The organism is Pseudoxanthomonas sp. 68-E7, assembly GCF_057773145.1.
Window position 1 is genome coordinate 20,462 of the sequence record NZ_JBYMTI010000010.1, and the last position, 12,319, is coordinate 32,780.

Genomic DNA, 12,319 nt, shown 5'->3' on the forward strand with positions numbered 1-12,319 from the left:
AATGAACTGGTTGAACGAGATGTTGCAGAGCGATCCGGATCCGTTGGAAACCCGCGAATGGATCGATTCGATGCAGGCGGTGATCGAGAAGAACGGCGCCCTGCGTGCACATCAGCTGCTGGAAGGCATGGTCGAGGTGACGCGCCGCGCGGGCGCCTACCTGCCGTTCTCGCCCACCACCGAATACGTCAACACCATTTCGCCGCAGAACGAGGCCAAGTCGCCGGGTGACGCGGCGATGGAATGGCGCATCCGTTCCATCATCCGCTGGAACGCCATGGCCATGGTGGTGCGCTCCAACCGCAAGCCCGGCGACCTCGGCGGCCATATCGCCAGCTTCGCCTCCGGCGCCACCCTTTACGACGTCGGCTTCAACCATTTCTGGCGCGCGCCCAGCGACAAGCATCCGGGCGACCTGCTGTTCATCCAGGGCCACAGCTCGCCGGGCATCTACTCGCGCGCGTTCCTGGAAGGCCGCATCAACGAGGCCCAGCTGGACAACTTCCGCATGGAGGTCGACGGCCAGGGCATCTCGTCCTATCCGCACCCGTGGCTGATGCCGGACTTCTGGCAGACCCCGACCGTGTCGATGGGCCTGGGCCCGCTGGCGGCGATCTACCAGGCGCAGTTCATGAAGTACCTGGAGCACCGCGGCCTGATCGAGAAGTCCGATCGCAAGGTGTGGTGCTTCATCGGCGATGGCGAGTCGGACGAGCCGGAAACCCTGGGCGCGATCGCGCTGGCCGGCCGCGAGGGCCTGGACAACCTGATTTTCGTGGTCAACTGCAACCTGCAGCGCCTGGACGGCCCGGTGCGCGGCAACGGCAAGATCATCCAGGAACTGGAAGGCGTGTTCCGCGGCGGCGGCTGGAACGTGATCAAGCTGCTGTGGGGCAGCTACTGGGATCCGCTCCTGGCGCGCGACACCGACGGCGTGCTGAAGAAGCTGATGATGGAAACCGTCGACGGCGAGTACCAGAACTGCAAGGCCTTCGGTGGCGCCTACACGCGCGCGAATTTCTTCGGCAAGTATCCGGAGACCGCGGCGATGGTCGCCAACCTCTCCGACGACGACATCTGGCGCCTGAACCGTGGCGGCCACGATCCGCACAAGGTCTACGCGGCCTTCCACGAAGCGGTGAACACCCAGGGCATGCCGACGGTGATCCTGGCCAAGACGGTCAAGGGTTACGGCATGGGTTCGGCGGGCGAGTCGCTCAACCCGACCCACCAGACCAAGAAGCTGGACGACGACGCCATCCGCACCTTCCGGGATCGCTTCAACATCCCGATCACCGACAAGCAGCTGGAAGAGGCCGCGCAGGTCCCGTTCTACCATCCGGGCGAGGATTCGCCGGAAGTGCAGTACCTGAAGGAACGCCGCGCCTCGCTGGGCGGCTACCTGCCGCAGCGCCGGCGCAAGGCCGCCGAATCGTTCGAGGCGCCGAAGCTGGAAACCTACGAGCGCCTGCTCAAGTCCACCGGCGAGCGCGAGATCTCCACCACCATGGCGTTCGTGCAGGCGCTGAACATCACCCTGCGCGACAAGCAGATCGGTCCGCGCATCGTGCCGATCGTGGCCGACGAGGCGCGTACCTTCGGCATGGAAGGCATGTTCCGCCAGATCGGCATCTACGCGCCGTTCGGCCAGAAGTACAAGCCGGTCGATGCCGACCAGCTGATGTACTACCGCGAGGACCAGAGCGGCCAGGTGCTGCAGCAGGGCATCAGCGAACCCGGCGCGATCGCGTCGTGGATGGCCGCCGGCACCAGCTACTCGGTCAGCAACGTGCCGATGCTGCCGTTCTACATCTACTACTCGATGTTTGGCTTCCAGCGCGTGGGCGACCTCGCCTGGCAGGCGGCGGACATGCGCACCCGTGGTTTCCTGCTCGGCGGCACCGCCGGCCGCACCACCTTGAACGGTGAAGGCCTGCAGCACGAGGACGGCCACAGCCACCTGCTGGCCGGCGCGATCCCGAACTGCCGCAGCTACGACCCGACCTTCGGCTACGAAGTGGCGGTGATCCTGCAGCACGGCGTGCAGCGGATGATGCAGGAGCAGATCGACGAGTACTACTACATCACCCTGATGAACGAGAACTACGCCCATCCGGACATGCCGGAAGGCGCGGCCGACGGCATCATCAAGGGCATGTACCTGCTGAAGGACGCCGGCAAGCCGAAGAAGGGCGAGCTGCGCGTGCAACTGCTCGGCAGCGGCACCATCCTGCGCGAGGCGATCGCGGCGGCGGAACTGCTGGACAAGGATTTCGGCGTCACCGCCGACATCTGGTCCTGCCCCAGCTTCAACGAGCTGCGCCGCGACGGTTTCGACGTCGAGCGCTGGAACCGCCTGAACCCGGAAGCCAAGGCGCCGCGCAAGGCCTACGTGACCGAGCAACTGGAAGGCCGCCAGGGCCCGGCCATCGCCGCCACCGACTACGTGCGTGGCTATGCCGACCAGATCCGCGCCTTCGTGCCGACGCAGTACACCGTGCTGGGCACCGATGGCTTCGGTCGCAGCGATACCCGCGCCAACCTGCGCCGCTTCTTCGAGGTCGATCGCTACTACATTGCCCACGCCGCCATCGCCGCGCTGGCGAAGGAAGGCAAGATGACCGGCAAGGACGTCGCCCGCGCGATCAAGCAGTACAAGATCGACGTGGAGAAGGCCAACCCGATCGGGGTCTGAGCACGTCCTCCCGCATGTACGGAAAAGGGCGGCCGCTGGCCGCCCTTTTCTTTTCCCTCTTTCCATTCCCGGATTCCGCGCGATGTCCGCTCGCGCGCGGCAGCCTCGTCCTTCCCCACGCCGCCGGACCCAAACGAAAAACAAACATCATGCCTCGGCGAACGCATGAATAATGGAGAAACGCCGGCGCGCCGGATCCGGCAAGGGACTTCAACGAAGGGAACTTGCGGAGGCAACATCGGTCAACCGGCATCCGGTCCGCGCGTTGAAAGCGCACACATCCCGTCGCCCGAAGGCAATCGAACGCGTGAGATTCACCTATCCCGATGAATCCGCTTCACGCGTCATCGCCGCCGCGACCGCCGCCGCCATCCTGCTGCTGATCGGCAAACTGCTGCTCAGGGGGCCCATGCTGCCCACGACCCGCGACGACGACGCGCTGCGGGTGGTCTATCTGGAACGACCGCGCTGGTCGCCATCGCTGCCACCCCCCGCGCAGGCAGGCAGGCCACCGGAGGCGTCCACCGCGCAGGCACGGGACATGGCCGTGCCGTCGCGCGCGGTCGCGCCGGCCGATGCACCGCGCGTGGATGCGCGCCGTCCCGCGCCTTCCATCCCGATCGAGAACCGCGTTGTCGATCGCCTCTACGACCGCGATACCGGCCGGGCGAGGTTGCCGCCACAGGCGCGGATCGATCCGATGGCGAAAGCGGAGCCGCCCGCCAATCCGCCGGGCCTGCCCAACGAACGCGAGCTCAAGCGCGCCCGGGACCTGCTGTATCCGCCCAATCCGATCGAGGTCGATCCCGATGGCGGTCCATTCGGCGGTACCTGGGCCAGCGATGGCACCCTCGGCCAGCAGGCCGCGCGCAAGCTGGGCGATGGCCTGGCGGCGATCGGCAAGAAGATCTTCGGCGAAGAACGGCAGACGGTGCGCGCGCGGCCGCCGCCGGACGTGGGCTTCAATCCGCAGAACCACGACAACGCATCGGACCTCGGACGCGCCGGAACCGGCAACGCCTACAAGGCCGCGCCGATCGCCTACGAGAAGGCGCCGGGGCTGTCGGGTGAAGCCAGCCGCCGCATCCGCACCGCGCTGGAGGCGCTGCAGAAACGCGCAGCCTCATGTGATGCCGCGCGCGTGCAGAAACTGCTGGCGACCGTGCGTGGTCATCTCACCGAACTGGAGCAGGTCGAGTACGCCATCGCCCACGGCGCGGATCCGGTCATGGCCCGGCAGATGCTGCCGCGTCGTGGCGATACCGCCTATGACCAGGCGCGGCGCGCGCTGTGGTACGCGGAGAACCAGTTGGGCGCGTGCGTGAAGTAGGCGTTGTTCCGGGAGTTCCGGCAATCGCCGTGATCAGGCCGCAACGGGCCCGGCCAGGAACCGCGTCATGCGCTCCAGTTCATCCTCGAGCGCGTTGCGGAAAGCCGGATCCTTCGCTGGCGATCGCCCGGCGTAGCCGAAGTCCGGCTGCAGCCGGCCGTCCTGCACGCTGACGTTCGCCCAGCCGATTACCTGGTCACGCCACAGCAACGGCAGCGCGTAGTAGCCGAAACGACGCTTGGCCGCCGGGGTATAGGCCTCGAATTTGTAGGCCCAGCCCCACAGCAACTCAAAGCGGCGACGATCCCAGGCCACCGGATCGAACGGGGCCAGCAGGCGGACCTGTTGGTCTATCCGGTAACGCCGCGAGCGCGGGTTTTCATCGACCGGCCAGAACCAGGTGGTGCCGTCGATCGTGCAACCGGGCAATTGCGCGCGCGCTTGTTGCAGCGCGATCTGGATCTGTTTCGCCAGATGGGGCGCGCCGTAACCCAGCAATCGCGCCAGGTAGGTCAGGCTGGCCGAGGGCAGGGGCGCGTACTTGCGCACAATCAAATCGAGCAGGCTGGCGGCGCGCTGGACGCGCGCCGTTTCGCCATCGTCGGTGGAGGCATGGTTGGCGACGGCGTAGATGCGGGTACCACTGTCGCGACGCTGCACGCGCAGCATGCCGCGGTAGTGCATGCCATCGAGCAGATGGGTGCTGGCGTTGCTGGTGCCGCCCCAGTAGTTGGTCACCCGCCCGTGTGCGAAGGCCTGTTCGACTTCGCGCGGATGCACGGCGCCGCGCGACTGCACGAACGCCAGCACCTCGGCGGCCTTGCGGCGGGTCCGCGCATCCCACGGGCGCGAGGACACACGAGGATGCATCAAGGCCAGATGCTCGCGTGGCAGGAACCCGTAATTGACCAGGCAGTCTTCTTCCACCGGCAGCCGCGCATAGCGGCGCTCGAGATCCCCGGCGCGGTAGTCCTTCACCCGATGGCGCAGGGTCAGATCCTGCGCACGCGCGGGCGCGCGGATCGGATCGGCCTGGACGAAACCCAGGCGTCGGATAGCCGCCAGCAGCGTGGTCGGGGTGAACAGGGTGCGCGCCACCGCATAGCGGCGCAGGTCGTCGAGGGAGGGCGTCATGGGCATCGTGTGGATTAGAACATGATGCCGGTCGCCTGCAGATCGTCTGTCGCGCCGTAACCCAGCCCACGCCGTCGCGGTCGTTCGCGGGGCGGGATGGAGTACGCTTCGGCCAGCAGCACCGGCGGGTGCGCGCGGATCCCGGGAGGGATCGAAGGTGCATGCGCCGGGCGACTTCACGAGAGGATGGGGATGGTGCGTGCCGGGGTTCTGTTTGTACTGTTGTTCGCCACGATGTCATCGCGTGCCGGCGAACCTGTCGCGACCGTCCGCGTCGCCTTCGACCGCGATGGCATCGTCTCCACCCGCGCGCAGGGCCTGGCCGATATCGCAGCCGGGCGCGAGATGACGGCGGAGGACCCCGTGCGCATCGCATCGATATCCAAGCTGGTCACCGCGATTGGCGTGATGCGGCTGGTCGAGGCCGGGCAACTGGAGCTGGATGCCGACGTGTCGCGCTGGTTGGGCTGGCAACTGCGCAACCCGGCCTTTCCCGATGCGCCGATCACCCTGCGCCTGCTGCTCTCGCATCGCGCCGGCCTGACCGACGCGGCGGGCTACTACCAGGTGCCGCTGGGCGGGCTGTTGCAGGACGTGCTGGCCGATCCACGCGCCTGGGATCCGGCGCATGCGCCGGGCACCTTCTTCCGCTACGCCAATCTGGACTTTCCGTTGATCGCGGCGGTGATGGAGAAGGCGACCGGCGAGCGCTTCGACCGATTGATGCAGCGGTTGGTGTTGCAACCGCTGGCCATCGATGGCTGCTTCAACTGGGCCAGCTGCGACGATGCGACCGCCGCGCGCGCGGTGGTGTTGTATGACCAGGCGCGCCAGCCGGTGCGCGACGACCATCATGGACGTCGTCCGGCATGTCCGGTGGTGCCCGCCGCCGATGGAAGTTGCGATCTCGCGCGATGGCGGGCCGGCGACAACGGCGCGCTGTTCTCGCCGCAGGGGGGGCTGCGGATCTCCGCGAACGGGCTGGCGAAAATCGGCCGCCTGCTGCTGGGCCAGGGCAAGCTGGACGGCGTGCGCCTGCTGCAACCAGCCTCGGTGCGGACCCTGGTCGCGCCGCAATGGACCTACGCGCCCGGCAACGGACTTACGTCCGAGGAAGACGAGAGCGGGCAGGGTGGGCGTGGCTTCTTCTGCCGCTATGGCCTGGCGGTGCAGACCCTGGCGACGCCGGCCAGCGGATGCCATGACGATCCGTTCGGTGACGGCATCGCACGCTTCGGCCATTCCGGGTCGGCCTATGGCCTGCTGTCCGGCCTGTGGGTCGATCCGGCCGGCGGCACCGGCGTGGTCTACTTCGCGACCGGCGTGCCGGAAGCGCGGGCCGGCGGGCGTTCGGCATTTTCAGCCGTCGAGGAAGGTCTGGCGGCGCCGTAGCGCGAAGCCCGCTCCACCATTGCGCGGCGGAGGCAAGGGGAAACGGGACCGGCCGGTCCCGTTTTTCCCTGGGCTCCGAGCGGAGCTGTCACCACTGCGCCACCAGTTCCTTGAACGGGCGGGCCAGGCGCACGCCCCTGGCGTCGAAGCCGCGCACCTGGCGGCCATCGACGGTCACCCGTTTCGGCGCGATGCGTCCCGGCCAGGCGACCGTGACGGGTACATCCGCATGCAGGCCCTCGCCCAGCGAGACCTGCAACCGGTCGCCTTCGCGGCGCGCGCGCAGCTTCAGCGTGCCGTGGGCGGTGGGCAGGCCGTCGATGGACAGGCCTTCACCGGCCACCCATTCCGGCGGCGTGCCGGGCAGCAGCGACAGGTGATCATCGGCCTCGTACATCAGCATGCCGAAGATCGAGCGCGCGTACTCCGATCCGATCCAGGTATGCGGCATGTCGCCCAGATAGATCGCGTGGCGCAGATCCGAATAGGCCACCTCGGCAATCACCTGCCACTCGGCGGGACGGCGGTGGCGCAGCAGGTTCTGCAGCAGTTCGTTGGCCTCGGCCGGCTGCTCCAGATGCACGTAGGTCAGCACGTTGCGCATTTCGTATGGGGTGTACGCATACAGCGCGTCGGGCGTGCGCTTGCGCACGTCGGCCAGGTAGCGGGCGAAGGTGCGGGCCAGCGCATCGGCGGGCATCAGATCCTGCTGGCCGGTCGGATCCAGGCCGATGGAGACGCTGGTGGGATCGCTTTCGCCCAGATCGGCCGAAGCCGGGATGAAGTCGATGCCTTTCCACTTCATCGTCGTGCGCAGCGAGGCGGCCACCGATGCACGCAGCGCGGCGTATTGTTCGCGCGCCCACGCGGCCGTTTCCCGGTCACCCCATTGTTCTGCCAGCCAGGCGCCGTCATGCCAGCCCTTCAGCGCCCAGTAGTCGTCCCAGTAGCTGTGGGTCGGCACCGGGTAGCCTTCATGGCTGATCGAGGGCGCGATGATGCCGTGGAAGCGCTCCGGCGCCTCGCGTCCGGCCTGGTAGCCGGGCACCATCGTGCGTTCGCGCAGCTCCTGCAGGAAGCGCAGCGCGCGCTTCACCTGGTCCTGGTGGTCGCGGACGCTGGCGGCGCCGCCGTCCAGGCGCGCGATTTCCGCCACCAGCCAGATGAACTGGCCTTGGCTGTCGTATTCCAGATCCGAGCCAAAACCGGTGTTGACCGAGCCGTCGTCGTTGAGGATCGGGGAGACCAGGCCATTCGGATGCACGGCATGGCTGCCGTACCAGCGCAGGTAGTCGCGCGCGGTATCGCTCATGCCCATGCGCAGCAGGATCGCCGCGGTCGCCGCGCCGTCGCGGATGAAGGATCGGTTGTAGTTGCGCGGCCCCGGCTGCATCGCGTGGCCACTCTGGTTGATCAGCATGTAGGCGGCCTGCGCGCGCAGCATGTCGACCAGCGAGGCATCCGGCAGGCTCAGGCCGATCCGGCCCAGCCGTGTTTGCCACTGCCGCGCGATCGCGTCGGCCAGCGCGTCGAAGCCGGCGGCGTCGCCCGCCTTCAGGGCGGCCATGTCCAGCGCGGGTGAATCCGGCCATTGCCTGGCCTGGGTGTCGATGCGTGCGTTGCCGAGCGCGAAGGCGATGACGACATCGCGATGCTCGCCTGGCTGCAGCTTCACCGGATACTGCTGGATCGCCGCGGCCAGGCCGTCCGGATCCTCGACGTCGCGGGAGGCGGGAACATCGCCATTCGCCGCGTGACGGGTGATTTCGCCTTCGCCATGCTTGCCGAACGCGGCCACGCCCGCGGCCGAAGGCGGCGTCAACGACTGGAACAGCCGTCGCCCGTTCACCCGCACCGCGCCATCTTCCACCGCGATGGCATGCAGGGGAGAAAGACCGCCGTTCTGCCAGGGCGGGCTGATCTGCATCGGCCGCGTCAGCAGCGCGAGTTGGCCGTCCACCGGCTGGTCGCCGGTGTTGTGCAGGCGGTAGCGGACCAGGGTGACCGGCGCGCCGTCCTGTTCCACCGCAATCGCTTCGCTGCGCAGCGACAGTCCTGGTTGCGGCGACCACTCCACTGCCGGCATCGGCATCCAGCCCTCGCGCAGGCTGTGGCGCAGTTCCTTGTTGAAGGCGGCGGCGGTGCGTCCATCCCGATCGCGCCACACCGGCTGCACCAGCGGCGCGCCCTTGAACGCTTCCAGGTTGCCGTATTCGTCGAACACCGATTTCTGCTGGCCACCGGGAATGCCGACCGCGGTCCAGTACACCTGCTGCTGGTGCAGCGAGGACGGGAACAGATCGCGGTGGCGGCGCGCGGCGGCGATCTCGTAGCGCCGGAGCGGGGTCATCAGCCGCTTGGGGCCCAGCAGTTCCAATCGGTCCACGATCGCGCCGTCGCCACCCTCGGTGACCAGCCGCAACGCGCTGGCCTCGTGCACCTCGGGCGCGGCGAGGAAGGAGGATGCACCTTCGACGACCGGCTCTTCCGCCAGCGTCGTCCAGCGGCCGTCGGGGCCGCGCGCCTCCAGCCGTGCGCGGCCGGGTGGTGTCTTCCAGGTGACTTCCAGGCCGGCCAGTGGCAAGGGGCGCGGCAGCTCGATTTCCAGCGGCCTGCGCTTGTCCAGCACGCGTGCCGCGTGGCCTGTCCACAGCGCATCGGTATCACCCGCGCCCATGACGCCACGCAGGCGCGGCGCGTGCGCGACCGGTTCGAATTCACCCACCGACACGCCCCAGTCGGCGGTGCGTTCCGGTGTGGCGAGACGCAGGTAGCGCGCCTGCACCGCCGGGAACATCACGTATTCGATGCCACCCTTGCCGCCGGTCACGCGCACCGCGTCCCGCCATTGCTGGCCGTCGCTGGAATAGCGGATCAGGTAATGGGTGGCGAAGCCGCCCTCCCACTGGATGAGCACGCCGCCCACTGGACTGGTGCGGCCCAGATCCACCTGGTACCAGTGGCCGGCCGAGAATGGCCCGCCCCAATAGGTCTTCGGATTGCCGTCGATGCCCATTGCCGGGCTCATGGCCGGGTTGGCCGTGGAGGAACTGCTGGCCTTCCACTCGCCACGTGGCGGCAGCGGCTGCGGCGCAGGTTGGGCCTGCGCCAGCGGCAGCCCGAGCAGGACGGCCAAGGCAGCCAGGGCCATCCGGGCCAGTGCGTGGCGATGGGTGAGGCGGGTGCGGGGGGAAGCGGTGGAACCGGACATCGCAGGCCCTCGGTATGGCAGGGAGGCCGCGGAAACCCGCGGATGGCCCGGATACTAGTGATGTAAACGTTTACATGCGAGTTGCGCTGCGGCATCGGGCCACTGGTGCGACCGGGAACGGCCCCGGAGGTCGCCGCGCCACTGGCCGATCCCGGATCACCGCCGCGTTGTACCGATCGAAGCACCGGCCTGCGGGCGGTTTCTTCGCCGCCCGCACCGGGTGCGCCATCGCCACGACATCGAGGCAGGTGCGCCATGAACGATTCGGACTTCATCCGCGCCATGCGGGCCACCCTGGGGCCGCTGGCGTTCCTTTCCCTGCAGCACCCCGCGCGCCATGCGGTTCCAACGGCCCCAACCAATGAGGAACGCATGCGCGCCTACCGCGACACCCTGCCGGTCCTGCCAGGCAACAACTACCGCTGGCGCTTCCGGCAGGCGCGGTAGCGCGGGTGCGGCGGACTGAAGCGTCCGATGCCGCCCGGCCGGACGTGCGGGGCGGCCGCGGATCGGCGCGGCCGCCGGGGACAGGCTTGACCTCAAGCACGCTTGAGGGCGCACTGTCACGGGCCCCCATCCCGCTGCCGATTCCCATGCTCCCGACCCTGCAGCACGCCTATCCCTACCTGCAACGCCTGGGTTACGCCGCCGCGCCGCCGCCCACGCTGGACAGCCTGCGCGAACTCCAGTCGCGCCATACCGCCGAATTCCCGTTCGAAACCCTGTCCACCCTGCTGCGCATGCCAGTGCCGCTGGATCTGCCGTCACTGGAACGCAAACTGCTCTTCGAAGGCCGCGGCGGCTACTGCTTCGAACTCAACCGCATGTTCCTGGCCCTGCTGCAGCAGTTGGGCTTCGAGGCGCGCGGCCTGACCGGCCGGGTGCTCATGGAGGGCACCGCCGATGCCGTGCCCGCGCGCACGCACATGCTGGTGCTGGTCGAACTGGACGGCCAGTCGTGGATCACCGACGTTGGCTTCGGCGGCATGGTGCCGACCGCGCCGCTGCGCCTGGACAGTCCGGACGCGCAGGCCACGCCGCACGAGTCGTATCGACTGGAACAGGCGGACGGCCAGTACACCCTGCGCGCGCGGGTGGCCGGCGAATGGCGCCCGCTGTATCTGTTCGATCTGCAGCGACAGGCCGACATCGATTACGTGGTGGGCAACTGGTACGTGTCCACCCATCCGGAATCGCCGTTCCGGGATCAGTTGCGGGTGGCGCGCACCGGCCCCGGCTGGCGCAAGACCCTCAAGGGCGGCAGTTTCGCCCTCCATCGCATGGGGGCGGCCAGCGAGCGCCATGCGCTGGCCGATGCGGAAGCGGTGATCCAGGTCCTGCGCCGTGAATTCGGCTTGCGGGTGCCGGCGCAACCGGGCCTGCACGCGGCCATCGAACGCTTGCTGGTCCCGGTGGGCGCCACCGCATGAGCGTTGCCCAACGGCACGGGCGACCCTGAGCCACGCACGATAAGCTCGGCACAATCCTGCTGCCGAGAGGCGCCGATGCGCGTGTTCCGCCTGTGCTGTTCCCTGCTTCTTCTGTGGTCCTGCATGGCGCAGGCCACCGCCCCCGCCACGCCGGTGTCCGCTGGCGAGACGGCGCCGCAACGCCGCATCGCGGTGACCATCGACGACCTGCCCTGGCAGCGTCTCGACGAGAAGGCCGTCGCAGGGTTGTCCGACTGGCACGCACGCCTGATGGCGCAACTGCGTCGTGCGGACGTGCCGGTGGTGGGCTTCGTCAACGAGGGCAAGCTGGAGGTGGACGGCGCCGTGCAGCCCGAACGCCTGCGGATGCTGCGCGATTGGCGCAATGCCGGTTACGAACTCGGCAACCACACCTACGATCACGTCGACCTGCACGCGGTCGGCCTGCCGGCGTTCGAAGCGGAAATCCTGAAAGGCGAACGCCTGCTGCGCCCGCTGCTGGCCGAGCGTGGCGCCACGCCGCGCTGGTTCCGCCATCCCTATCTGCGTGCCGGGCGAACGCCGGAAGATCGCGCCGCGCTCAGCGCCTTTCTCGATGCGCATGGCTATCGCATCGCCCCGGTCACCGTCGACAACGGCGAGTGGGTCTGGGCCTTCGCCTACGCCAACGTGCTGGCCGGTACCGCCGTCGTCGACCGCGAGGCCACGCTTGAACGCCTGCGCAAGGGCTACGTGCCGTACATGCTCAACAAGCTCGACTACTACGAGCGGCAGTCGCAGGCATTGCTGGGCTACGCCTTGCCGCAGGTCTGGTTGATGCATGCCAACGAACTCAACGCGGTGGCCTTCGCCGACCTGGTCGACGGCGCGCGCCGAAGGGGCTATCGGTTCGTGACCCTGGAAGAAGCCTTGCGCGATCCCGCCTATGCGCGCGGCGAGACGGGCTACGACGGCCGCTTCGGACCGAGCTGGCTGCATCGCTGGGCGATGGCCGAGAAGAAACCGAAGGTGTTCTATGCCGGTGAACCGGCGGTACCGAAATGGGTGATGGACCTGGCCGGCGTGGACGGCGAGTGACGCGTCCTCGCTGTCGGCGAGGGAACGGAGCCATTCCCGGCGCCGCGGGT

The 12,319-nt window shown here is 68.3% G+C and carries 8 protein-coding genes; 6 read left to right on the top strand and 2 right to left on the bottom strand.

Annotation, left to right across the window (positions count from 1 at the left end; all coding sequences use genetic code 11):
* Position 1 precedes the first annotated feature (1 nt).
* Positions 2-2,695 (top strand): pyruvate dehydrogenase (acetyl-transferring), homodimeric type, encoded by a 2,694-nt coding sequence (gene aceE / locus AC3DE2_RS19735; protein ID WP_488427502.1) that lies wholly within the window; start codon positions 2-4, stop codon positions 2,693-2,695.
* 307 nt (positions 2,696-3,002) lie between these two features.
* Positions 3,003-4,025 carry a hypothetical protein gene (locus AC3DE2_RS19740; protein WP_295382867.1) on the top strand — a complete coding sequence of 341 codons (1,023 nt, stop codon included), beginning with the start codon at positions 3,003-3,005 and terminating at the stop codon, positions 4,023-4,025.
* 33 nt (positions 4,026-4,058) lie between these two features.
* Here the strand turns inward: AC3DE2_RS19740 and AC3DE2_RS19745 are convergent, their stop codons facing one another.
* Complete coding sequence (locus AC3DE2_RS19745; RefSeq protein WP_488427503.1) at positions 4,059-5,165, bottom strand: DNA glycosylase AlkZ-like family protein; 1,107 nt, start codon at positions 5,163-5,165, stop codon at positions 4,059-4,061.
* 189 nt (positions 5,166-5,354) lie between these two features.
* On the opposite strand from AC3DE2_RS19745, the gene AC3DE2_RS19750 reads away from it, so the two are divergent.
* Entirely contained in the window at positions 5,355-6,551 is a 1,197-nt protein-coding gene (locus AC3DE2_RS19750) for a serine hydrolase domain-containing protein (protein ID WP_488427504.1), read from the top strand.
* 88 nt (positions 6,552-6,639) lie between these two features.
* On the opposite strand, the gene AC3DE2_RS19755 is transcribed toward AC3DE2_RS19750, so the two are convergent.
* The gene (locus tag AC3DE2_RS19755; protein ID WP_488427536.1) at positions 6,640-9,702 is read right to left on the bottom strand and encodes a discoidin domain-containing protein; all 3,063 of its coding nucleotides are present in this window, start codon (positions 9,700-9,702) and stop codon (positions 6,640-6,642) included.
* Positions 9,703-10,017: 315 nt separating this feature from the next.
* On the opposite strand from AC3DE2_RS19755, the gene AC3DE2_RS19760 reads away from it, so the two are divergent.
* From AC3DE2_RS19760 to AC3DE2_RS19770, 3 genes are all read left to right on the top strand, one after another.
* Positions 10,018-10,209 carry a hypothetical protein gene (locus AC3DE2_RS19760; RefSeq protein ID WP_295382860.1) on the top strand — a complete coding sequence of 64 codons (192 nt, stop codon included), beginning with the start codon at positions 10,018-10,020 and terminating at the stop codon, positions 10,207-10,209.
* 146 nt (positions 10,210-10,355) lie between these two features.
* Positions 10,356-11,192, top strand: a complete 837-nt coding sequence (locus AC3DE2_RS19765; RefSeq protein WP_488427505.1) for an arylamine N-acetyltransferase family protein — start codon at positions 10,356-10,358, stop codon at positions 11,190-11,192.
* A 123-nt stretch (positions 11,193-11,315) separates the two neighbouring features.
* Positions 11,316-12,269: a polysaccharide deacetylase family protein gene (locus tag AC3DE2_RS19770; RefSeq protein WP_488427537.1), complete on the top strand. Its 954-nt coding sequence runs from the start codon at positions 11,316-11,318 to the stop codon at positions 12,267-12,269.
* Positions 12,270-12,319: the final 50 nt, after the last annotated feature.

What these genes read in the sequence shown, in the direction of transcription:
- aceE (WP_488427502.1), top strand. Translation starts at nt 2, where the DNA reads ATGAACTGGTTGAACGAGATGTTGCAGAGCGATCCGGATCCGTTGGAA.
- AC3DE2_RS19745 (WP_488427503.1), bottom strand. Translation starts at nt 5,165, where the DNA reads ATGCCCATGACGCCCTCCCTCGACGACCTGCGCCGCTATGCGGTGGCG.
- AC3DE2_RS19755 (WP_488427536.1), bottom strand. Translation starts at nt 9,702, where the DNA reads ATGGCCCTGGCTGCCTTGGCCGTCCTGCTCGGGCTGCCGCTGGCGCAG.
- AC3DE2_RS19760 (WP_295382860.1), top strand. Translation starts at nt 10,018, where the DNA reads ATGAACGATTCGGACTTCATCCGCGCCATGCGGGCCACCCTGGGGCCG.
- AC3DE2_RS19765 (WP_488427505.1), top strand. Translation starts at nt 10,356, where the DNA reads ATGCTCCCGACCCTGCAGCACGCCTATCCCTACCTGCAACGCCTGGGT.
- AC3DE2_RS19770 (WP_488427537.1), top strand. Translation starts at nt 11,316, where the DNA reads ATGGCGCAGGCCACCGCCCCCGCCACGCCGGTGTCCGCTGGCGAGACG.